Source organism: Reyranella sp. (genome assembly GCF_052439685.1).
In the GTDB taxonomy this organism is placed as follows: domain Bacteria; phylum Pseudomonadota; class Alphaproteobacteria; order Reyranellales; family Reyranellaceae; genus Reyranella.
This window is the reverse complement of sequence record NZ_JBQVQG010000047.1, coordinates 1-22,094: the sequence shown is the minus strand read 5'-3', so window position 1 is coordinate 22,094 and position 22,094 is coordinate 1. Positions and strand designations below refer to the sequence as shown.

The 22,094-nt window shown below is 66.5% G+C and carries 20 protein-coding genes, 1 tRNA gene and 5 pseudogenes; 12 read left to right on the top strand and 14 right to left on the bottom strand.

Annotated elements, in window-relative coordinates; genetic code table 11:
- The first annotated feature begins 16 nt into the window (after nt 1–16).
- Complete coding sequence (locus tag ACT6UX_RS29310; protein WP_444778684.1) at nt 17–205, top strand: hypothetical protein; 189 nt, start codon at nt 17–19, stop codon at nt 203–205.
- Nucleotides 199–718, top strand: a pseudogene (locus tag ACT6UX_RS29305) (DDE-type integrase/transposase/recombinase); the annotation flags it as partial. The gene ACT6UX_RS29310 and the pseudogene ACT6UX_RS29305, both read left to right, overlap by 7 nt.
- A 63-nt stretch (nt 719–781) precedes the next feature.
- On the opposite strand, the gene ACT6UX_RS29300 reads toward ACT6UX_RS29305, so the two are convergent.
- The 7 genes and pseudogenes from ACT6UX_RS29300 to ACT6UX_RS29270 all read right to left on the bottom strand — a co-directional run.
- On the bottom strand, nt 782–982 hold the full coding sequence (locus tag ACT6UX_RS29300) for a transposase domain-containing protein (protein WP_444778683.1): 201 nt from the start codon (nt 980–982) through the stop codon (nt 782–784).
- A 792-nt stretch (nt 983–1,774) separates the two neighbouring features.
- A pseudogene (gene tnpC, locus ACT6UX_RS29295) lies at nt 1,775–2,523 on the bottom strand (IS66 family transposase); the annotation flags it as partial.
- A gap of 10 nt (nt 2,524–2,533) precedes the next feature.
- Nucleotides 2,534–2,671 (bottom strand): annotated as a pseudogene (locus ACT6UX_RS29290) (transposase); the annotation flags it as partial.
- A 48-nt stretch (nt 2,672–2,719) separates the two neighbouring features.
- Nucleotides 2,720–4,218: pseudogene (gene tnpC / locus ACT6UX_RS29285) on the bottom strand (IS66 family transposase); the annotation flags it as partial.
- On the bottom strand, nt 4,202–4,609 hold the full coding sequence (gene tnpB, locus ACT6UX_RS29280; protein WP_444778680.1) for an IS66 family insertion sequence element accessory protein TnpB: 408 nt from the start codon (nt 4,607–4,609) through the stop codon (nt 4,202–4,204). The pseudogene tnpC (ACT6UX_RS29285) and the gene tnpB, both read right to left, overlap by 17 nt.
- Complete coding sequence (gene tnpA / locus ACT6UX_RS29275) at nt 4,606–4,953, bottom strand: IS66-like element accessory protein TnpA (protein WP_444778682.1); 348 nt, start codon at nt 4,951–4,953, stop codon at nt 4,606–4,608. The genes tnpB and tnpA overlap by 4 nt, the downstream gene beginning before the upstream one ends.
- 47 nt (nt 4,954–5,000) lie before the next feature.
- A pseudogene (locus ACT6UX_RS29270) lies at nt 5,001–5,307 on the bottom strand (transposase); the annotation flags it as partial.
- A 301-nt stretch (nt 5,308–5,608) separates the two neighbouring features.
- Between ACT6UX_RS29270 and ACT6UX_RS29265 the strand changes: the two are divergent.
- Nucleotides 5,609–6,841, top strand: a complete 1,233-nt coding sequence (locus ACT6UX_RS29265) for an LLM class flavin-dependent oxidoreductase (RefSeq protein ID WP_444778679.1) — start codon at nt 5,609–5,611, stop codon at nt 6,839–6,841.
- Nucleotides 6,842–6,872: 31 nt separating this feature from the next.
- On the opposite strand, the gene ACT6UX_RS29260 is transcribed toward ACT6UX_RS29265, so the two are convergent.
- From ACT6UX_RS29260 to ACT6UX_RS29245, 4 genes are all read right to left on the bottom strand, one after another.
- Nucleotides 6,873–7,973 carry a glycosyltransferase family 2 protein gene (locus ACT6UX_RS29260; protein WP_444778678.1) on the bottom strand — a complete coding sequence of 367 codons (1,101 nt, stop codon included), beginning with the start codon at nt 7,971–7,973 and terminating at the stop codon, nt 6,873–6,875.
- A gap of 57 nt (nt 7,974–8,030) precedes the next feature.
- Complete coding sequence (locus ACT6UX_RS29255) at nt 8,031–8,369, bottom strand: SDR family NAD(P)-dependent oxidoreductase (protein WP_444778681.1); 339 nt, start codon at nt 8,367–8,369, stop codon at nt 8,031–8,033.
- 110 nt (nt 8,370–8,479) lie between these two features.
- The gene (locus ACT6UX_RS29250; RefSeq protein ID WP_444778677.1) at nt 8,480–8,782 is read right to left on the bottom strand and encodes a hypothetical protein; all 303 of its coding nucleotides are present in this window, start codon (nt 8,780–8,782) and stop codon (nt 8,480–8,482) included.
- 80 nt (nt 8,783–8,862) lie between these two features.
- Nucleotides 8,863–8,936 (bottom strand) — tRNA-Gln (locus ACT6UX_RS29245).
- 114 nt (nt 8,937–9,050) lie between these two features.
- Here ACT6UX_RS29245 and ACT6UX_RS29240 point away from each other — a divergent pair.
- From ACT6UX_RS29240 to guaB, 4 genes are all read left to right on the top strand, one after another.
- A complete protein-coding gene (locus ACT6UX_RS29240; protein ID WP_444778676.1) occupies nt 9,051–10,118 on the top strand; it encodes a Ppx/GppA phosphatase family protein in 1,068 nt (355 codons plus the stop codon).
- A 2-nt stretch (nt 10,119–10,120) separates the two neighbouring features.
- Complete coding sequence (locus tag ACT6UX_RS29235; RefSeq protein WP_444778675.1) at nt 10,121–10,813, top strand: RlmE family RNA methyltransferase; 693 nt, start codon at nt 10,121–10,123, stop codon at nt 10,811–10,813.
- 33 nt (nt 10,814–10,846) lie between these two features.
- Nucleotides 10,847–11,356, top strand: a complete 510-nt coding sequence (locus ACT6UX_RS29230; protein WP_444778674.1) for a DUF1993 domain-containing protein — start codon at nt 10,847–10,849, stop codon at nt 11,354–11,356.
- Between the two features lie 128 nt (nt 11,357–11,484).
- Complete coding sequence (gene guaB / locus ACT6UX_RS29225) at nt 11,485–12,948, top strand: IMP dehydrogenase (protein WP_444778673.1); 1,464 nt, start codon at nt 11,485–11,487, stop codon at nt 12,946–12,948.
- Here the strand turns inward: guaB and ACT6UX_RS29220 are convergent.
- Together ACT6UX_RS29220 and ACT6UX_RS29215 are read right to left on the bottom strand one after the other, a co-directional pair.
- On the bottom strand, nt 12,930–13,979 hold the full coding sequence (locus ACT6UX_RS29220) for an SGNH/GDSL hydrolase family protein (protein WP_444778672.1): 1,050 nt from the start codon (nt 13,977–13,979) through the stop codon (nt 12,930–12,932). The genes guaB and ACT6UX_RS29220 overlap by 19 nt on opposite strands.
- A 1-nt stretch (nt 13,980) precedes the next feature.
- On the bottom strand, nt 13,981–15,051 hold the full coding sequence (locus ACT6UX_RS29215) for an SGNH/GDSL hydrolase family protein (protein WP_444778671.1): 1,071 nt from the start codon (nt 15,049–15,051) through the stop codon (nt 13,981–13,983).
- Nucleotides 15,052–15,082: 31 nt separating this feature from the next.
- Here ACT6UX_RS29215 and ACT6UX_RS29210 point away from each other — a divergent pair, with 31 nt between their 5' ends.
- From ACT6UX_RS29210 to ACT6UX_RS29195, 4 genes are all read left to right on the top strand, one after another.
- A complete protein-coding gene (locus ACT6UX_RS29210; protein WP_444778670.1) occupies nt 15,083–16,477 on the top strand; it encodes an RsmB/NOP family class I SAM-dependent RNA methyltransferase in 1,395 nt (464 codons plus the stop codon).
- Nucleotides 16,474–17,052 carry a GNAT family N-acetyltransferase gene (locus ACT6UX_RS29205; protein ID WP_444778669.1) on the top strand — a complete coding sequence of 193 codons (579 nt, stop codon included), beginning with the start codon at nt 16,474–16,476 and terminating at the stop codon, nt 17,050–17,052. The genes ACT6UX_RS29210 and ACT6UX_RS29205 overlap by 4 nt, the downstream gene beginning before the upstream one ends.
- 195 nt (nt 17,053–17,247) lie before the next feature.
- A complete protein-coding gene (gene guaA, locus ACT6UX_RS29200) occupies nt 17,248–18,798 on the top strand; it encodes a glutamine-hydrolyzing GMP synthase (RefSeq protein WP_444778668.1) in 1,551 nt (516 codons plus the stop codon).
- A 1,269-nt stretch (nt 18,799–20,067) separates the two neighbouring features.
- A complete protein-coding gene (locus ACT6UX_RS29195) occupies nt 20,068–20,265 on the top strand; it encodes a hypothetical protein (protein WP_444778667.1) in 198 nt (65 codons plus the stop codon).
- Between the two features lie 617 nt (nt 20,266–20,882).
- Here the strand turns inward: ACT6UX_RS29195 and ACT6UX_RS29190 are convergent.
- On the bottom strand, nt 20,883–21,890 hold the full coding sequence (locus ACT6UX_RS29190) for a DUF808 domain-containing protein (protein ID WP_444778666.1): 1,008 nt from the start codon (nt 21,888–21,890) through the stop codon (nt 20,883–20,885).
- Between ACT6UX_RS29190 and ACT6UX_RS29185 the strand changes: the two genes are divergently transcribed.
- Nucleotides 21,889–22,094, top strand: a 206-nt coding sequence (locus ACT6UX_RS29185) for a hypothetical protein (RefSeq protein ID WP_444778665.1), incomplete at its 3' end; no start/stop codon positions are given. The two genes, ACT6UX_RS29190 and ACT6UX_RS29185, sit on opposite strands and share 2 nt — an antisense overlap.

Sequence of the window (22,094 nt, the reverse complement as noted above, 5' to 3'; positions counted from 1 at the left end):
CGTCGAGGCTTGGCGCATCGACTACAACACGATCAGGCCGCATGGCCGTCTGGGGCGGTTGCCTCCGGCGGTGTTCGGCGCTACGCGCAGACCCGAAGAGCAACAGGGCGGAACGCTGCGCTCGATCGGGGGCTTCGCGCCCCGCCCCGTCGCACCATCAACCACCAGAGCAAAAGAGGAACAGACTCAACCTGCCGACGTGTGAAAAACGGGGAGCACGTCATCGGCGACAAGGCAGCACCATACCCGTTGGACCACGTCAATCGGCAGTTCTGGGAGGAGCACCCGAACGCGTTGTGGCTGTCCGACTTCACCTATGTGGCGACCTGGGCCGACTTCGTCTACGTGGCCTTCGTGATCAATGCCTATGCTCACCGCATCGTCGGCTAGCGAGTCGGCAGGACGGCACACGCCGGCTTAGTGCTCGATGCACTGGAGCAGGCTCTGCACAACCGACGGCCCCTTCATTGCGGCGGGCTGTCCATCACAGCCAGTACGTCTCGATCAAGTATGCCGAACGCCTGGCCGACGCTGGTATTGGGCCGTCGCTGGGCAGCGTTGGCGACAGCTACGACAATGCTCTGGCCGAGACCATCGACGGACTTTACAAGGCCGAGGTCATTCATCGGCGCGGGCGTAGCGATCATTCGAAGCCGTCGACTTCGCGACGCTGGAATGGGTCGACTGGTTCAACAATCGCCAAACAGCCTCCGGCATCGAGACCTGCAAGTTGATCAGGTCGAGCCGTACCGCTACCTGGCCGAAATCATAACCCGCATCGTCAATAGCCATCCCCAAAGCCGCATTGACGATGCTTATGCCTTGGGCATTTCCCGCCCGTAAGTGCTGTTCTCAGGCCGCGGCCCTGAGGTGGTGTAGTGGAGTAGATCCAGGGTAGAAGCTCGTCGAGACGGCTTTGGCGATGGCTATTGACGATGCGGGTTATGATTTCGGCCAGGTAACGGAGCGGCTCGACCGCGATCAGCGTCCAGAGGGGATCATTATCGTCAGCATATCACCCTTGACTTCCGAATTTCTGCGCCTATTTAGTCTTATGATGACTTCGCCGCTTCGCGCCTCGTGCGTCGAGCGACACCAGAGTTGATCGATACGCGCTTCGGCGCGGGATCGTCGCCGGCAAGGGCCTTCAACTCTCCGATTCTGGGCAATGTTCTCAGTGATCTCCTGGAAAATTCCGTCCAGGTGGGTGTCGGCTGCGCGCCGAAGAAAGTTAAGTTATGCCTATAGAGATTCAACCCAAGCTCGACCACAAGTCTGGTCGTTCCGTCCCGGCCAGCTTCCCGCCAACTCAGACTGAGGGTGATTTCCGGCCGAGGCTACAAGAGGCGATCGAAAAATCCTTCGATGTCTTACTCGAACAAGAACGATTCGTTCCCTCCGTCCGGATCGAAGCGCGTCAACTCCGGGCTAGTGCAATCCCTGCGTTCGAACGGAACCAGATCACTGGTTACGAATTCGAGATGGGGAACATTACCTTTCGGATCATCCGCAGGTCCACCCGGCTGCGTTGTAGGATGGGCGGCTGGCTGATCGAGAAAGTGGGCGATCCCGCTCGGGGTCTGTTCGTGGACAAGTTCCCCAAGGTACTACGGACATTGTGGGTACTTGAGTTTCTGACGGGGGTCCATTGTGGACGGTCGAGCCCGGTCCGAGTCACGCTCAATGTCTGGCAGCGCCGACCCGGCTGATAGGGCGACGGTTCCGACATGGGACTCTAAAGCAACGGGAGCCAAGATCCTCGTAAGCAGCGCTTTTAGGCCACCGCCTTGAAGTTGAGAGTCGCGGGATAGGCCCAAGGCAGAAGCTCGTTGAGGCGGCTTTGGCAGTGGCCATCGACGATGCGAATAGTGATGTCGGTGAGATAGGCGTGGGGCTCGACGTCTATCAGCTTACAGATCTCGATCAGCGAGGCGAGGATAGCCCAATGCTCGCCGCCACCGTCGGAACCGGCGAACAGGGCGTTCTTGCGGTTTAGTGCGATCGGCCGATGGCACGCTCGACGATGTTGGAGTCGGCCTCGACGCGTCCGCCGTCGAGGAAGCGGGTCAAGCCCGGCCAGTGCGCGATGGCGTGATGCAGCGCCTCGGCGGTGTCGCTCTTCCGGCAGACGGCGGCGAGCTGGATATCGAACCAGGTCCTCGGCGCCTCGACCACAGGCGCCGTGGTGGCTTGACGAACGGCGCGGCGGGCGTCGGCGCTGGTGCCTCGGATCGCGGCCTCGATCTCGTAAATCCGGGCGATGCGCGCCAGTGCCTCCGTCCCGATCGGCGCATTGCCGCCCTTGGCGATCTCGTAGAAGCGCCGGCGGACGTGCGCCCAACAGAAGGCAAGCTGCACGTCTCCAGCCTTGGCCAAAGCACGATAGCCAGCATAGCCGTCGACCTGGAGGACGCCCCGGAACCCCTGGAGATGGGCAATCGGACGCTCGGCCTTGCGGTCGGGTGCGTAGACGTAGGCGACCGCGGGCGGATCGGCACCGCCCCACGGTCGATTATCGCGGGCAGGTCACAGCCTCGATGGGGCGGTCGTGGAAAGCCTTCATCCTCTGGTCGATGTCCTCGCACAATCTACTCATTAGGTTCTTTCATATCCCGCTCATGCCCATGGCCTTGACCAAGGCGTCGAAAGAACGGGGCGAGATACCCTGGATGGTAAGCGTCGTTTTCGGGCCACGGCCAAGAGATTTGGCGTAGTGGGAATATGTCCATGGAAGGAGCTCGTCGAGGCGGCTATTTGGGTGACCGTCGACGATGCGGGTGATGATTTCGGCCAGGTAGCGGTACGGGCCGACGCCAATCAGCTTGCAGGTCTGGATAAGCGAGGCGATCACCGCCCAGTGTTCGACGCCACCGTCGGAGCCGGCGAACAGAGCATTTTTTCGGGTCAGAGCGAGGGGACGGATGCTGCACTCGACGACTTTGTTGTCGATCTCGATGCGACCATCGTCGAGGAACAGGTACAGCCCCTGCCAGCGTGACAGTGCGTAGCAGATCGCCTCGGCGAGCTTGGTCTTCTGGCTGATGAGTTGAAGCTTGGCGCGGAGCCACGGCTCGAGCGCTGCGACCAGCGGCCGGGTGCGCTGCTGGCGGACCCGGTGACGCTCCTCGGCGGAACGGCCGCGGATCTCGGCCTCGGTGCGGTAGAGCTCGGCGATGCGCGTCAGCGCTTCGCTGGCGATCGGCGCGGGCCCGGGTGTAGCGAGTTCGTAGAAGTGCCGGCGCACCTGGCTCCAGCAGAAGGCGAGCTGCACGTCGCCCTGCCTGGCCAGCGCCTTGTAACCGCCGTAGCCGTCGACCTGCAGAATGCCCTTGAAGCCGGCGAGATGAGCGATCGGTCGCTCGGCCTTGCGATCCGGCGCGTAGACGTAGGCAACGCCCGGCGGATCGGTGCCGCCCCACGGTCGGTCGTCCCGGACATAGGCGAAGAGCTGGCCGGTCTTGGTCCGTATACGCCCTGGATCGAGCACCGGGGCCGTCGTCTCGTCGGCGAACAGCTTGGCCGAGGCTTTCAACCTGTCGAGCAGCCGTTCGTGCACTGGCCGCAGCAGGAAGGACGCGCGCCCCACCCAGTCGGCCAGGGCGAGCGATCCAGAGCAACGCCCTGGCGGGCATAGATCTGCGCCGGTCGATAGAGCGGAAGACGGTCGCCGACCCTCGAGACCAGCACCTGGGCGACGGTCGCCTCGGTGGGCAGTCCGCCTTAGATCAGTCGGGCCGGCGCCGGCGTCTGCACGACCACATCGGTGCAACACCGGCAGGCATACTTCGGGCGACGCACCACCAGCCTCGGAACTGCGCCGGCACGATGTCAAGGCGCTCCGAGACGCCCTCACCGAGGCGGTGCAGTGTCCCGGCACAACACGGGCATACCGTGCTCGTCACATCGACCACCATCTCGATCCGCGGCAGGTGCGCCGGCAGTGCACTGCGGTTGCTCCGCCGGCGCGTGGCGCGCGCCTTGCACTCGGCGAGGGGCTTCTGCTCGGACTCGGCCAGGCCCGACGCCGCTTCCTGCTCGGTATCCTCCAGCGCAAGCTGAAGCTGATCCTCCGACAGGCTCTCGGCTCGCCGCCCGAAGCGATGACGCTGGAACTCCCCGGACGATCTGGCGCAACCGCTCGCTCTCGAGCCGCTCGGCGATCAGCAGCGCCTTGAGCAGGCCAGCATCGTCAGGACGAGCATCAGCGGGCGGGAGCACAAGGCAAGTGAATCACAGCCGCGCGCAACTTGCGAACGATTTGGCGATGTGCGCCGCGATCAACTCGCTGCCGTCGGCACGGTCGCCAGTCGAGTCCTTCGACCAGCGCCTGCAGTTCGGCCGCGCTCAGCCGCAGGATCGCATCCTGTACGCCCGGCCAGCGGAACTTGCCATCCTCCAGACGCTCGGCCATCAGCACCATGCCCTTGCCATCCCAGAAGATCAACTTGACCCGATCGGCACGCTTGGCTCGGAACACGTAAATCGTCTCGCAGAAAAGGTCGGCTCCCATCGCCTCGCGCACCAAGGCGGCCAGCCCCTTCATGCCCTTGCAGAAGTCGACCGGCGTAGTCGCCACCATGACGCGGACCGTCCCGGTCGGCCCGATCACGAGATCGCCTTCAACACCCGGATCACCGCCGATACGATCGAGGCTGTGGCGCCGTCGCCGATCCGCACCCTCACACTTCCGATCTCGAGTTCGATCGGCGCCATGGGCGCGGCTTGCTGCCGACGTCGTTGATGCGTTGATGGCATCTCGACCACCGGCACAAACTGCGGTCCTGCTTCCTCGCTCCGCTGGCGCGATTCGCGACGCCAGGCGAGCACCTGCTGCGGCGCCAGCCCATGGCGGCGCGCGACCACTGACACCGGTGCTCCCGGCTCCAGCGTCGCCTCGACGACCCGCGCCTTGGCGTCCATCGTCCAACGACGACGACCGCCTGCACCGGTAATAACATCGGTGCCGCGGACCTCGCGCGCAGGCGAACATCGTTTATCCTGTAGGCTTCCTGGATGAAGGCGGTCAGCGCCTTCTCGGCTATTCGACCCGGTTCGAGGAGGCCGGTGAAGTAGCTATCCTTGCGCAGCCGCGCGAAACGCAACTCGACAGTGCCGGCCCGCATCTCGCAAACTCGCTCGCGGTAACAGTGGCGCTGCGCCCAGGCGGGCCGCACCCTTCTCGCCATGGCCGGCGCCGGTCAGCGCACCGATCTCGATCTCCATCAGCTGCTCGGTGGCAAACGAGATCATATCGCGCAGAATATCGGCGTCCGGGAGCTTCTCCACGAGCGAACGCAGGTTGATCATCTCGGCGGTCCATCGTGGCTTCCTTGGTCATGAGTTGATCTTCGCAACCCGCTCTACCCGAGAAATCGCCGGTGACCGCCGCAAGGCCGCGCTCTCAGCGCACCCGAAGGGCGCGCTCGCTCGCGGCCTTGCTCCGACCAGCTACATCACCACCGGGCGGCACGACCCCGCGTCGCGCGCAGCGGCGCTAGCCAAGTTCGTCCGCCCACCGAAATAGCGCACTCGTAGGGCTTCCTGCGAGGAGTCAGATCGCGGCATGATCGTCGCCCATTGCACACCAATAGTATCGGGAGAGCGAACCATGCAGCGGCTCAAATTCGGCGCCTTTCTCGCGCCGCACCATCCGATCGGCGAGAGCCCCATGCTGCAGTTCCGGCGGGATCTCGACCTCGTCGAGCAGCTGGACGGGCTGGGCTACGACGAATTCTGGTGCGGCGAACATCATTCCAGCGGTTGGGAGATGATCGCCTCGCCCGAAATGTTCCTGGCGGCGGCGGGCGAGCGCAGCAAGCGCATCAAGCTCGGGACCGGCGTGATCTCGCTGCCCTACCACCATCCCTACAACGTCGCCCAGCGCATGGTGCAGCTCGATCACATGACCGGCGGCCGGGCGATCTTTGGCTCCGGTCCCGGCGCACTGGCGTCCGACGCGCACACGCTCGGCATCGACCCTATGCTCCAGCGTGACCGCCAGGATCATGCCATCGGCATTATCCGCCGCCTGTTCAAGGGCGAGAGGGTCACCGACAAGACCGACTGGTACACGATGCAGGACGCCGCGCTGCAGCTCCTGCCGTTGCAGGAGGACATGCCGTTCGTCGTCGCCTCGCAGGTCAGCCCCTCGGGCATGACCCTGGCGGGCAAGCATGGGATCGGCATCATCTCCATCGGCTCGATGTCGAACGAGGGGCTACTGGCGCTGCCGACGCAGTGGAAGTTCGCCGAGGACGCCGCGAAGAAGCACGGCCAGACGGTCGATCGCCGGAACTGGCGCGTGCTGCTGAGCTGGCACGTGGCGGAGACGCGGGAGAAGGCGCGCGAGGAAGCCCGTCACGGCCTGATGCGGTGGCATAACGAGTACATCGTCGGCACCCTGCAGCGGCCGGGTGCGGCACCCTTCACTGATCCCGACGATGCAGTGGATAAGACCGCCTTCACGCCGGGCTCCGCCGCCACGATCGGCACGCCGGACGATCTGGTGAAGGTCATCAAGGACGTCTATGCCAAGAGCGGCGGCTTCGGCACGGTCGTGGGCTTTGTCCATGACTGGGCCAACCCGGAGAACACGCGCCGCAGCTGGGATATGGTCGCACGCTACGTCATTCCCGAGATCAATGGCTACGTGACCAAGTTGCGCGAATCGCAGAAGTTCCTGATCGAGAATCGCGGCGTCTTCGAGCGTGCGCAGCAGGCGATCATGGCGAAGATCATGCAGACCGACGGTGGCGCCGAGGCCCTGAAGGCCACCAAGGCGCCGCGCTTCGCGGCCGCATCGGCGGCGGTGCCGGACTTCGAAAAAGAGAACGCCCGCTGAGGGACGAGGGGCGGCGCCGAAGGGTGCCGCCTCAGTTCTGCTGCTGCCGCCAGACGATGATCGAACTCATCGTGTAGTTGAATGTGGCGCCGACGATAACGCCGGCGATCCCGGCAACCCACCAGTCCTCGTTCGAGAGGAAGAGCCACGACGCCACGCCGATATTGGCGAGCGCGCCTACGCCGCAGACGACGTAGAATTTCAGCAGGCCCGCCAAGGCTGCGGCTCCGCTCAGTTTCATGTCGCTATAGGTGAGCTGGTTGTTCACCAGGAAGTTCGACGTCATTGCGGCAACGGTCGCCAGCGACTGCGCCGTGTCGAACCCCAGTCCGGCCAGCAATCCCCCGCGCAGGGCGAGGAGGTGGATCGCGATGCCCGTCGAGCCAACGATCATGAAGAACAGGAATCGGACCGAGACCATGCCGCCGGTCATCCGATGCAGCAGGAGGCCAAAGAAGTCGAGAATGGCACGCGCGTCGAACTTGGACCGGCCTTCCTGGCGCGAGCGGAAGCGATACGCGACCTCGGTGACTCGAACCTGGCCCCGGCTGCTGGCCAGGATGTCGACCAGAATCTTGAAGCCCGATGGGACGAGGCGCGGCGCCACGGTCTCGAAGACCTGGCGCTTCAAGGCGAAGAAGCCGCTCATTGGATCGGAGACCTGCCGGCCAATGAGGATGGCGGCGAGGCGGGTCGCGACACGGCTCGCGAAGGCGCGCCCGGTGGTGAATCCGAGCGTGCTGCTGCCGTCGCCGACGAACCGGCTCCCGATGACGATCTCCGCTTCGCCACTCACAAGCTTTGCCACCATGGCGGGCAGAATCGTCTCATCGTGCTGAAGGTCGGCATCCATGACCGCGACGTACGGCGCGGCAGAGCTCAGGGCACCCTCGATGCATGCGCCCGCCAGGCCACGCCGGCCGATCCGACGGATGCAGCGCACGCGGGCATCCGTTCGAGCGAGGTCCTTCGCCACTTTCCAGGTCCCGTCGGGGCTGTCATCGTCCACGAAGACGACTTCCCATGGGATTGTGCCCATCGCCCTGTCGAGCAGATGCACGAGTCGCCGCAGGTTTCGTGATTCGTTGAAGGTTGGGACGACGATCGAAACCGTCGGTGAGAAGGGCTGCATCGACAATTACTATATTGGGGCGCCGGAGCCCTCCCAACGCGATTTACGGGATGCGTGTCAGAAATCGTTTCTGTTGAATAGAAAGTCGGGCAGGGCTCGCGCCACCAGCATGATGAACTTCCAGCGCCTTGGCAGGTAGGCGACCGGCGTGCCGCGCCTCATCGCCTCGACCGCACCGTGGGCTACTTCCTCGACCGGGGCGAGGCGCCATCCTTGCGCCTTGTACGGCGACGCCATGGGCGTATCGGTCGGGCCGGGCTTGATAATCACGATCCTGACGTCGGAGCCGGCGAACAGGTGGCGCAATCCCTCGGAATAGCGGTCGATCAAAGCCTTCGAGGCGCCATGGACGTAGTTGGCGCGACTGCCGCGGTCGCCTGCGATCGATCCGATCAGGCCGATTGTTCCTCAGCCCCCCGCGCCATGGCGCCCGCCAGGGCCTCGGCGAACAGCACCGGCGAGAGCCCGTTGATCTCGATCGATTGGCGCGTCTGCTCGATGTCGTCCTAACAGGGCTGCTGGGGCGAGAAAATGCCATGGGCGATCAGAGCCGTGTCGAGCGGCCGCTCGGCCGTCCAACGTGCCACCGTCGCCGCGATGGCGGGTGCCGATAGGAAGTCCATCGTTTCCACCGAGATCTCCGCCTCGGCGCTGGGTCCACGCAGGTCGCTTGCGATACGCTCCGCCCGCGCCCCATTTCGCGCCACCAGGATCAGTTCGACGGAGCCGGCCTCCACCCAAAGCCGGCAACAATGCTCGGCAATGGCCGAGGTCGCGCCAATCACGACGATGCGCGTTTTCGGGGCCAAGTCAGGACTTTCCTACGAGTGGCGAGTCCGCGGCGGACTAATCTGACTGAGGAAACGTCGGAGCCATCTGCAAGGCAGGGTGGCTGGGGGACCTGGATTCGAACCAAGACTAACCGGGTCAGAGCCAGTTGTTCTACCGTTAAACTATCCCCCAAGGACCCTGCGGACCTCGTCGGCGCACGATTTAGCGATGACGGAACCGATTGGCAAGCGGGGCCTCGCCGTGGACTGTTTCCTCGGGTACGATCTTCCCAAGGAAGAGTTGTGAATGACCGGGGAATCCACGCCCAAGGGAGGCTGGCACAGCGGTCGATTTGCGCACACTTTCGCCGCCATCGATCTCGGCACCAATAATTGCCGGCTCCTGGTGGCTAAGGCATCGGTCGAGGGTTTTGAGGTGATCGATGCCTATTCTCGTCCGGTACGGTTGGGCGAGGGGGTGGCGCTGAGCGGTTCGCTGTGTGGCGAAGCTATCGAACGCACGCTGCATGCGCTTGGCGTCTGCGCGTCCAAAATCGAACGCAATCGCGTGACCCGCGCCCGTCACATCGCGACCGAGGCCTGCCGCCGCGCCGGCAACGCCGGGGATTTCCTCGGGCTGGTGAAGGCACGCACCGGCCTCAGCTTCGACCTGATACAGCCACCGGAGGAGGCGAGGCTTGCTCTCGCGAGCTGCGAGAACCTGCTGGACCCCGACATCCCTTATGCCCTGCTGGTTGACATCGGTGGCGGTTCGACCGAGGTGAGCTGGATCCGGGTCCGACCGCGTCCAGGCCGCCCAGGCTGCGCGACCACCGAGCTGATCGGCATGACCTCGGTGCCATGGGGCGTCGTTACGCTCACCGAATCCTGTACGCGCGGCCAGCCGCGCGAGCGGGCGCTGACCAGGGCCTGTTACGATGACATGGTGGAACGGATCCGGGCGGATCTCAGGCCTTTCTGCGCGCTTCACGCGATCGGACCGACGATCGCGCGCGGTGAGGTGCAGATGATCGGCGCCTCAGGCACCGTGACGACGATCAGCGCACACCATCAGGGTCTGAAGCGCTATAACCGCACCCTGGTCGACGGTTCGAGGATCGGCCGAGAGGAAATTTTGCGTATCTGTGAAGAACTTTCCACGATGTCGGTCGACCAGCTTACCCATTTGCCGTGCATCGGCGACGATCGCGCCGATCTGGCGCTGGCGGGCGGGGCGATTCTCGAAGCCGTTTGCCGGCAATGGGCGGCACCGGTCGTGCGCGTGGCCGACCGCGGCCTGCGCGAGGGCGTGCTGATGGACCTGATGCGCCAGGCCGATCGTGAGGCCGACCAGCTCTGCCGCCGGGGCAACTGACCATGGCAAAAGGTACCAAGGGCAGCGTCCCGACGGGCCGGCGCGCTACGGTTCGCGTCAAGACGGCGCGCGGCCGGACCGTCTCCTCACAGCGCTGGTTGCAGCGTCAGCTCAACGATCCCTATGTCGAGGAGGCCAAGAAACGCGGCTATCGCTCGCGCGCGGCCTTCAAGCTGCTGCAGATCGACGACCAGTTCCATTTCCTGAAGCCGGGCGGCCGCATCATCGATCTGGGCGCGGCGCCGGGAGGGTGGACGCAGGTTTCGGTCGAGCGGGTGAGCTCGGGCAAGAACAAGGGCGTGGTGATTGGCATCGATCTCACGCCGGTCGAGCCCGTCGCCGGGGCCACCGTCCTGGCCAAGGACTTCTATGACGACGATGCGCCCGCGCTGCTCACGGAGCTGCTGGGCGGGCCAGCCGACGTCGTGCTGAGCGACATGGCGGCGGCGGCGACTGGCGAGACCCAGGTCGACCACATGCGCATCATGGGGCTTGCCGAGGCCGCCCACGACTTTGCCCGCGAGATCCTGAAGCCCGGCGGTGCCTTCGTCGCCAAGGTGCTGCGCGGCGGCACCGAGCGGACCTTGCTCGACCGGCTGAAGAAGGACTTCGAGAAAGTACGCCATTTCAAGCCGGAGGCCAGCCGGGCCGATTCGGCTGAAATGTACGTCGTCGGGACGGGTTTCCGCGGATAGAGTCCGCCGCCTCGGCCAACCCGGAGAATTCCAATGTCCCTCGGCATGTACGGCGCCTCGATCCCCGTCTATCAGCGCCAGCTCGGCGCGCTCGCCAAGGTCCTCGAGAAGGGCTCAGCCTGGGCTGTTGCGAAAAAGGTTGACGAGGCCGTACTGGGTGCGACCCGGCTGACACCGGACATGCTGCCCTTGACCCGCCAGGTGCAGATCGCCTGCCGCTTCGCCGAGGAGAGCGCGGCCCGGCTCGCCGGCGTCGAGGTGCCGCCAGCGCATGACAATTCGGAGAAGACGCTGGGCGAGCTGCAGAAGCGCATCGCCGCAGTGCTGGCCTATCTCGAGGGTTTCAAGGCCGAACAGATCGACGGCAGCGAGGGCCACGAGGTCGTCCTGACGGTCGCCGGCACGCCGCTCAAGCTTACCGGCGAGCAGTATCTCCTGCACTTCGCGCTGCCGAACTTCTATTTCCACTGCACTACGGCCTACGCACTCTTGCGCCAGTCCGGCGTGGAAATCGGGAAACGCGATTTCCTGGGTGCCGTGTAGGGGTACCTGTGCATAACGGACACGCGCCAGCGCACTTGGCTTGTGCGCGGCGGTGTGTATAAAGGCTCGCCAACCCGGCGGCCCTCTCCGAGGGCCGCCGTTTTTATTTCTCCTCACTGGAGGTTGGTATGCAGATTCAGGAAGCGCTCACCTTCGATGACGTCCTCCTGAAGCCTGCGGCGTCGTCGGTCCTGCCCGGACAGACCGACACCCGCACACGCCTCACGCGCACCATCGAACTCAACATCCCGCTGATGTCGGCGGCGATGGACACCGTCACCGAATCGGGGATGGCAATCGCCATGGCCCAGGCCGGCGGCATCGGCGTGATCCACAAGAACCTCGATGCCGAGGCGCAGGCCAACGAGGTCCGCCGGGTCAAGAAGTTCGAAAGCGGCATGGTCGTGAACCCCGTCACCATCCATCCCGACCAGACGCTGGCCGAGGCGCTGGCGCTGATGGAGGCCAACCAGATCTCGGGCATTCCGGTGGTCGAGCGTGGCAGCGGCAAACTGGCCGGCATCCTGACCAACCGCGACGTCCGCTTCGCCACGGAGAGCGGCACGCCGGTCAGCACCCTCATGACCAAGGAACGCCTCGTCACCGTGACCGAAGGCGCGACCAAGGAAGAGGCCAAGCGGCTGCTCCACCAGTTCCGGATCGAGAAGCTGCTGGTGGTTGACGCCAACTATCGCTGCATCGGCCTGATCACCGTCAAGGACATCGAGAAGGCCAACAAGTTCCCCGGCGCGAGCAAGGACGAGAAGGGCCGCCTGCGCACCGCCGCGGCGACCGGCGTCGGCGAGGACGGGCTGATCCGCGCCCAGCTGCTGATTGATGCCGATGTCGACGTCATCGTGGTCGACACTGCGCACGGTCATTCGCGCGGCGTGCTCGAGGCCGTGACGCGGGTGAAGAAGCTCAGTAACTACACCCAGGTGATGGCGGGCAACGTCGCCACCCGCGAGGGCGCCCAGGCGCTGATCGACGCCGGCGCCGACGCCGTCAAGATCGGCATCGGCCCGGGCTCGATCTGCACCACCCGCATGGTGGCTGGGGTCGGCGTGCCGCAGCTCACCGCCATCATGGAAGCGGCCGACGCCTGCCACGCCGCGGGCGTTCCGGCGATCGGCGACGGCGGCATCAAATATTCCGGCGATCTCGCCAAGGCGATTGCCGCCGGCGCCGACTGCGCCATGATCGGCTCGCTGCTGGCCGGCACCGACGAGGCGCCGGGCGAAGTGATCCTCTACCAGGGCCGCTCCTACAAGTCGTACCGCGGCATGGGCTCGATCGGCGCTATGGCGCGCGGTTCGGCTGACCGCTACTTCCAGCAGGAAGTGCAGAGCACGCTCAAGCTGGTGCCCGAGGGCATCGAGGGCCGCGTGCCCTACAAGGGCGGCGTGGGCAGCATTCTGCACCAGCTGGTCGGCGGCCTGCGGGCGGCGATGGGCTACACCGGCAACGGCACGATCCGCGAGATGCAGAGCAATTGCCAGTTCCTGCGCATCACCGGCTCGGGCCTGCGCGAGAGCCACGTGCACGACGTCGAGATCATGCGCGAGGCCCCGAACTACCGCGGCGGCATGTAACCCTCTTTCAGCGCCGCCGCGATCTGCTCCGCCGCGATCCGGTGGCCGAGCGGGCCGGGGTGCGAGGTCCGGAACATCGCGGCATGGCCGTCGCGCTTCACGCCGTCGTCGATCGCCTCGAACAGGTCGAGCACCCCTAATCCTGCGGCGCGCGCACAGTCGAGCACGCTGCGCGAGAGGCGGCGCTGCTCGGTTGCATACTCCGCGTTCTTCCAGACATACGGATCGTATTCCGCCACCACGAGCGTCGGCACGCCGAGGCCGGCCAGCCGCTTCAGCAGGGGGCAGGCCATGGCCTCGCCGGCGCCGCGCGGCAGCACGCGGACATGGTCGATCGACCATTCGTACTGCCAGCCCTTGTGGCGCAGGATCGTGTCGACCAGCACCGACCAGCCGAACAGGCTCTGCCAGAGGTCGAGCGTCGTGGCCGGGGCGGGCGAGGGCGGGACGGGGACGTTGCGCAAGGTCAGCGTGCCGCCCGACGGGTCGAAATAGGGTTTCTCCGCGCCCCACACGCGCTTCATCTCGCTCCGCCGCAGATCGTCGGCGATGAACACCAGCACCAAGGCGGCCGGCTTGACCTCGGGCACCTGCTGCTCGGCGCGCAGGACAATCTGGTCGAGCCCATAGCCGCTCACGCCCGCATTGACGGTGCGGCGGCCGATCAGCGGCTGCAGCAAGGCCGCCCAGGTCTCCCCGTCGCTCACCTCGTCGCCGTGGGCGTAGGAATCGCCCACCACCAGCACCGGCGGCTCGGCCAGCATCGTGCCCGCCGGCGCCGGGGTGAGGCGGCGCCCAAAGATGTCGTAGGTGACGCCGTCCGCGGCGTAGCCTGGCCGCAGGACGAAGCCCAGGTCGCTGTCGCGCTTCAGCCGCCCGGCGCCGGCGTTCAGGGTGGCCTGGCGTTCCCGCAGGATGATGTTGGACCAGTCGAGCAGGGCGGACGGGCCGCGCCACAGCCGGCAGCCGAGTTCGAGCACCAGCAGCGTCACCAGCACCGAGCCGAGGACCAGCGCGGCCCGTCCGATCACGTCAGTGGCCCTTGTCGCCCAGGGCGCCGGCGACCAGCCGGGCGATCAGCGCATTGCCGGCGGCGTTCATGTGCCACAGCACGTAGAGATCGCGCGGCCGGGGCGTCGCGGCCAGCGCCTCGTAGGTGTCGAGCGTGGCCAGGCCCTCGCGGCGGGCGCAGTCCAGCAGGCCGGCCGTCAGGCGGCGCTGCTCGGCGGCGAATTTCGGATCGTCCCAGACGACCGGATCGTATTCGGCGACCAGCAGCACCGGTGCGCCGCTCTCCTTCTGCAGCCCCGCCAGCCGTGCGGTGAGCCGGCAGGCGATCTGTTCGCCCGTGCCTTCCTTGTGGACCCGGATATGGTCGCCGAACCAGTCGTGCAGCAGGCCAAGCCGGCGCATCAGGAAGTCGAAGGCATAGGAATAGCCCAGGGTGCGCTGCCAGAAGGTCAGCGTTGTCTCGGCGGGCGCGCGCGGCGGCACCGGCACGTTGCGCAGCGCGAGCCCGTCGCCCTCGGGATCGAAGTAGGGCTTGTCGGCGCTCCACAGGCGCCGCATCTCGGTGCGGCGGATGTCGTCGGCGATGAAGGCCACGACGATGGCGCCCGGCCGGTAGAGCGGCGCCAGCGCTTCGGCGCGCAGCACGACCTGGTCGAGGCCGTAGCCGCTGACGCCGCCGTTCAGCACGCGCCGGCCGGTGAGGCGCTGCAGGTCGGCGGGCCAGCTCTCGCCGTCGCTCACTTCCTCGCCGAAGGTGAAGGAATCGCCCACGGCGAGGATCGGCGGCTTGTCGCGCGCGCGCGCAGGCCCGCTGTCGCGCAAGCCATCCGGGTCGATCGTGACGCCAGGCGCCGCGTAGCCGGGGCGCGGGCGGTAGCCCAGGCGGTCGTCATGCACCGAGCGGCCATTGTCCGTCTCGGCCAGAACCTTGCGCGCATCGAGCACGTAGTTCGGCCAGGCGAAGAGCCAGGTCCAGGTCGAGGCGCGCACGCCGATCTCGATCAGGCCGAGGCCGATCACCACGGAGACGAGGACGAGGATGGTGCGGCGGAGAAGCTCGGAGCGCGGACGTTGCGCATCGGGCGTATTCATCGTAGCGGCATGCTTTGAGAAGGAGACAGACGTGACACCGGGCGCGCGGGTGGCCGCCACCATAGAACTCCTCGACGACATCGTCAGCCATAGCGAACGGCCGGCCGATCTCGTCGCCAATGCCTATTTCCGTTCGCGCCGCTTCATCGGCGGCGGCGACCGCCGGGCCGTGTCCGATCGGGTGTGGAGCATCCTGCGCCGCTACGGGCAGCTCGCCTGGTGGCTGGAGCGCACGCGCCATACCGATCGCGGGGCGCGCGCCATCGTGGCCGCCGACCTGATGCTGGTCGAGGGGCTCGACATGGCCGGGCTCGAAGCCATGTTCGACGGCGGCACCTATCGCCCGTCGCGGCTCGACGAGGCCGAGTATCGCGCGCTGCGCCAGATGGAGGGCCATTCGCTGCCCCATCCCGAGCAGCCCGACTGGGTCCGCCTCAACATCCAGGAATGGGTCGCGCCGCACTTCAAGGAAGCCTATGGCGAGGCCTGGGGCCGTGAGATCGCCGCCCTCGACACGCCGCCGCCGGTCGACCTGCGCGTCAATCGCCTCAAGGCCACGGTCGAGCAGGCGCGCGAGGCGCTGGCCCGCGACGGCATCGAGACCGAGCCGATGCGCTACGCCCCCGACGGCCTGCGCCTGCGGCGGCGGCTCTCGGTGGTGAAGGGCAATGCCTTCCAGAACGGCCTGGTCGAGATCCAGGACGAGGGCTCGCAGCTCGTGGCCGCCCTGGTCGATGCCCAGCCCGGCATGCAGATCGCCGATTATTGCGCCGGCGCTGGCGGCAAGACCCTGGCGATGGCCGCCTGCATGAACAACAAGGGCCGCGTCGTGGCGATGGACGTCTATGAGTCCCGCCTCGACCGCTCGGCCCAGCGGCTGCGTCGTGCCGGGGCGCACAATGTCGAGCGCCGGACCATCGATGCCGACAGCCGCAAGTGGCTGAAGCGCCAGGCCGGCGCCTTCGACCGCGTGCTGGTCGACGCGCCCTGCACCGGCACCGGCACCTGGCGGCGCAATCCCGACGGCCGCTGGACGCTCGAGCCGAAGGATCTCGAGGAGCTGCTGCCGAAGCAGGCCGCCATCCTCGACGCGGCGTCGAAGCTGGTGAAGCCGGGCGGGGGACTGATCTACGCCACCTGCTCGGTCCTGCCGGCCGAGAACGAGCACCAGATCGGAGCCTTCCTGGAGCGCAACGACGGGTTCGAGGTCGTGCCGGTCGGCGCCGTCTGGCGCGACGTCATCGCCAGCGAGCCGCCGCCCGAGGTCGAGAACGGGCCGTACCTGCGGCTGTCGCCCCTGAAGCACGGCACCGACGGCTTCTTTGCCGCGGCCCTCGTCCGGAAGGCGATGCGCAAGCCGGACGACAAGGCGGCGCCTCAGGCGGCTCAGGAAGCGCCGGAGGAGCCGGGCGAGGAGACGGCATGATCCGCATCCGTCGCGCCTCCCGCCACGACGCCGCGGCGATCGGCCGGGTCCATGTCGAGACCTGGCAGGCGACCTATGCCGGCCTGCTGCCCGACGCGATGCTGGTCGCCATGTCGGACGTGCGCCAGTCGGCCTGGTGGTCGCAGCTCCTGAAGGACCCGGCCGAGGCGCGCGGCGTCTTCGTGGCCGACGACCGCGACATGGGCGTGGTGGGCTTCGGCAGCTGCGGTCCGGTGCGCGATCCGCCAGAAGGGATGCCCGTGGGGCTCGACGGCCGCGAGATCAAGGTCGGCGAGGTCTACACGCTCTACGTCGAGCCCGATTTCCAGAACCTCGGCCTAGGCCGCAAGCTGCTGGGCGCGCTGTTCCGCCAGCTCCAGGCCGACCGCTGCGACACCGCCGTCCTGTGGATGCTGGCCGAGAACCCGACCCGCTTCTTCTACGAGGGGCTGGGCGGCGAGCGGGTGGGCGAGCGGGTCGACACGCTGGGCGGCACCGACGTCGACGAGATCGCCTACGCCTGGCGCGACCTCCGCGCCCCGCTGATCCGGCGGCGGTTGGCGGCGGAGGGCTAAACTCTTCCACCCGCACCACCTCATCCTGAGGAGGCTGCGCAGCAGCCGTCTCGAAGGGTGGGATCGCGCACCGTGCCTGTCGCCCATCCTTCGAGACGCATCGCTGCGCAATGCTCCTCAGCGATGAGGTTGTTGGTATGAATTCGGAGTGGTCTTTGCGGTTGATGCCCCGGCCCGGCACGCTTATATCGCCCCATGACCGACCGTTTGCTGATCGTCGATTTCGGTTCCCAGGTTACCCAGCTGATCGCCCGCCGCGTGCGCGAGGCCGGGGTTTACTGTGAAATCCTGCCCTTCCAGTCCGTCGATGACGCGAGGATAAAAGCGTTCGATCCACGGGGGATCATCCTCTCCGGCGGCCCGGCCTCGGTGACCGAGGGCCAGTCGCCCACCGCCCATCCCGCCATCTTCAAAGCCGACGTGCCGGTGCTGGGCATCTGCTACGGCGAGCAGACCATGGCCAAGGAGCTGGGCGGCTCGGTCGAGAGCGGCCATCACCGCGAGTTCGGCCGCGCCGAGGTCGAGATCAAGGCCTCGACCCGCCTGTTCGACGGCGTGTGGCAGCCGGGCGACCGCAAGCAGGTCTGGATGAGCCACGGCGACCGCGTGACGAAGCTACCGGCCGGCTTCTCGGTCGTCGCCACCAGCGAGAACGCACCGTTCGCCGCCATCGCCGACGAGAGCCGCGGCTATTACGGCGTGCAGTTCCACCCCGAGGTGATGCACACGCCCGACGGCGCCAAGCTGTTGCGCAACTTCGCGCTCAACATCGCGGGCGCCAAGGGCGACTGGACCATGGCCGCATTCCGCGAGCGCGCCATCGAGCAGGTCCGCGCCCAGGTGGGCAAGGGCCGGGTGATCTGCGGCCTCAGCGGCGGGGTCGACTCCAGCGTCGTGGCCGTGCTGCTGCACGAGGCGATCGGCGACCAGCTGCAATGCGTGTTCGTCGACCACGGCCTCCTGCGCAAGGACGAGGGCGAGCAGGTCGTCCGCCTGTTCCGCGACCACTACAACATCCCGCTGATCCACGCCGACGCCTCGGAGACCTTCCTGAAGGCGCTGGCCGGCGTCACCGACCCGGAGAAGAAGCGCAAGACCATCGGCGCGCTGTTCATCGACGTGTTCGAGGCCGAGGCGAAGAAGATCGGCGGCGCGCAGTTCCTGGCCCAGGGCACGCTCTATCCCGACGTGATCGAATCGGTGTCCTTCACCGGCGGCCCGTCGGTGACGATCAAGAGCCATCACAATGTCGGCGGTCTGCCCGAGCGCATGAACATGAAGCTGGTCGAGCCGCTCAGAGAGCTGTTCAAGGACGAGGTGAGGGCGCTCGGCCGCGAGCTGGGCCTGCCGGCCGACCTGGTGAACCGCCACCCGTTCCCCGGACCCGGCCTCGCCATCCGCATCCCCGGCGACATCACGAAGGAGAAGCTTGACCTGCTGCGCGAGGTCGACGCCGTCTATCTCGACGAGATCCGCAAGGCCGGCCTCTACGACGAGATCTGGCAGGCCTTCGCCGTGCTGCTGCCCGTCCGCACCGTCGGCGTGATGGGCGACGGCCGCACCTACGACCAGGCCTGCGCGCTGCGCGCCGTCAACTCGACCGACGGCATGACCGCCGACTACTACCCGTTCGACCACGCCTTCCTGGGCCGGGTCGCCAACCGCATCATCAACGAATGCCGCGGCGTGAACCGGGTGACCTACGACATCACCAGCAAGCCGCCGGGCACGATCGAGTGGGAGTGACGCGCCGCGCGCGTCATCCCGAGCCTTTGCGAGGGATCTCTCTTCCCGCTTCGATTTCCATCCTTCCCATGACCTCATCCTGAGGAGGTCGCGCAGCGACCGTCTCGAAGGATGGGCAACAGACCCGGTGCCCGTACCCACCCCCCGCGCAGAGGTCACCCCGCGCGACGAGCCGCCCTCTCGGGGAGCGCTCCTCCGGGTGAGGTGGCTTCCGCCCACGACCGATCGCCACAAGCATAGCTGCCTCGAACGTGCCGCCATCCCCGGGACGCCAACGCAAACCCGTGCCCAGCCAGAAGTGTCGGGTTGGAGCCGCCCGCCACTAAAATTCCCCCTCGGCGGCGCACGCCCGAAGTGAGAACGATTCGCGTCTAAAGGGTGCGACATCCGCTTCGATTGTTTCGTTTATTTCGTATATTTCGATTATTAGTCGTACGAAGGCCTTCATGGCCTATTTCCCTTAAATCCGTGGGTTTATTCCGGTGGGCTTGGATAGGCCTCGACTCGGCACCCGACCTGCGAGCCGGGTACGGCAGCAAGGGGGCTTTTACCTTCCCGGCCCCCTGAACACGCGGGTCGGCGTCGATGCGCAGGGCAAGACCGGCGGCGAGCCCGTCGGCGTGCTGGGCCTCCAGGGGGGCTACGAAGGGAAGCGTCAGACCTTCGGACCATCGGAATGGGCCCTGAAGCCCGCCGCCGAGCTGGAGGGCCTCTACATCGGGCAGCAATCGCCGGTCGGCGACATGCCCATCACCCCCAGCGTCTTGGGAACGCAGTACGTCACCCTCCCCACGACCGTCGGCGTGGTGCTCGCGAACGCGGTCTTCACCGTCCAGACGCCCTGGTCCACAGGAACTTCCCCTATCTCGGCGTGGGCGCGGGCGTGGCGCGCCTGTCCATCCAGGGGGCCAATTCCACGAACCCCAGCGAGCCCGGCATCAATCACTTCGACTCAGGACCGGACGCGTCGGCGACGGCCTTTGCCATGCAATTCAAGGCGGGCGTGAAAGGGGAGGTGGCCCGGAACCTGCTCCTGTTCGCCGAATACAGGCACCTCTCCCTCAATCCCACGCGCTACACGTTTGGCGAAACGCTTCCCCTCACTTGCCGACGGACTCCTGGACGGTGAGCCTGGGGCGCCAGTCTTACAATCTGTTCGCTGCGGACCTGCAGTTGAGGTTCTGAACGTCAGAGGAGCCAAAGAGGCTAGACCGTCAGCCGACTCGCGTACCGCCGTCGCTTCGGTTTTCAGCGTCAAGCGCACCGTCAGTGTGCCGATCGGTAGCAAGATTTCGCGCCACCCCAACATCGGGCGACACGCTCTGGCTGACCGTCGCCGACCAGAAGACCAGGGTCTGTTTCTACCAGGACACCGGGAGCCCCGGCATCGTCTGGGCCGACATGAAGAAGCTCGACTTCAGTGAAGGCAGCGGTGCCCGCAAGCTGCAACTCGCCTGCCAACCCTGACGTCGCCGGCGACCAGACGGCCAACTTCAAGCCTGCCGACGTCGTTGGTGCCCCTCCAAGCGCATTCGCTTCGATTGACCTCGACCGGCTGCATAATCGTTGGCTACCACCGGGACGAGTACGTATTCGCGGGCCACGCCAATCGCACGATAGACTAGTCGTTCCGTGTGAACCGGCTGGCGCACGGGATCACGAGTATGTCCCGGCAACGACCGAGTGGGACTGAAAGAATGTTCGACCCCGTTCCACATCTCTGGTTCGGATTCAACTTGCGGTCCCAATAGGCTAGATGGACAAATAAGAGGTAATGGCTACGAGTCGTTCATCTACCGAAGATCGCATTATTTCACTTGGCCCTGACTCGGTCGGCATCCCAGAGCGCCTGTTGCTGGCTCATGCGCTCAAGCCCTTGCCGATTCGCCGGAATTCAGACGTCTCGCAACTGCTGCGAGGCGGTAGTTTCACCGAGACCGGAATAGGAGGGCGCGGGCAACCGGGACTGAGCGGAATGGGAGGAGAGGCGTCCGTCGGCCTAGACGGCGCCGGCGTCGTACCCGATCTGCGCCTCCATCCTTCGCTCGACGACCGCTGCCGGCGCGGGTCGCAGCGCCAGTTTCTCAGGCCCGGCCTCTCGACAGGATTCGGCGGCCCAGCGGTTTGATCTGGCGCCAGAGCGGGGACAGCACGCGGCTGGTCAAGGGGATCGCCAGCAGCCCGATGACAAGTCCCGCCACGCCGAAGCCGGCGGCTTCCGCCGCCCAGGCGACGAGCGGCTTGGCCACGGGAACGGCGCGCGCGACGGCGGCGCCGGCGTCGTGCAGCATATGCGTCGGTGCGCCAAGGCCGTAGGCGTCGAGGCCGTGAAGGATGATGCCGCCGCCGACCCAGATCATCGCCGCCGTGCCGATGGCCGCGAGCGCCTTCAGGAGATGCGGCATGGCCCGCACGATCGCGCGGCCGGTGACGCGCAACGGCGCGGCAAGCGCCGATGCCGGCGACAGCCGGGCCAGCGCCAGGCCTACATCGTCCGCTTTGACGATCAGGGCCACGGCGCCGTAGACGGCCGCGGTGATGCCGACGGCCACGATGGCGAGGATGATCGCCTGTTTCAGCCAGCTGTCCGCGGGCAGGGCGGCCAGCGTGATCGCCATGATCTCGGCCGAGAGGATGAAGTCGGTCTTGATGGCGCTCGCGATCTTCTGGTCCTCGAGGGTCTTCGCATCGAGGGCGAGCGGCTCGGTCGTCGCCTCGTGTGCCGGCGACTCGTGCGGGAAAACGACTTCGTACAGCTTCTCCGCGCCCTCGTAGCAGAGGTACGCGCCGCCCATCATCAGAAGCGGCGTGATCGCCCCGGGCAGCAGGAGGCTCAGCGCCAGGGCCGCGGGGAGGAGGATCAGGAGCTTGTTGCGCAGCGAGCCGAGCGCGATCCGGCCGATGATCGGCAGTTCGCGCGCCGGGCTGAAGTCGGTGACGTAGCGGGGGGTGACGGCCGTGTCGTCGATGACCACGCCGGCCGCCTTGACGCCGGCCTTTGCCGACTGTCCGGCGATGTCGTCGATCGAGGCGGCGGCGAGCTTCGCCAGGGACGCGATGTCGTCGAGCAGCGCCACGAGACCGCCGCTCATGGCCGCCCCGCACACCGAAGCGACCGGGGAGAGCAGCCCAGGGGGCCCGTCACTGCCATGTCGAGATTTCCTCTTTCGCCAAGGGCTCGGCGGGCCGCCGTATGACCTGTTAGTCCATTTTACTTTGACCCTTTTACCACATCCTGAGGAGCGCCGCGAAGCGGCGCGTCTCGAAGGATGGGCAACAGGCAAGGTGCGCGTTCC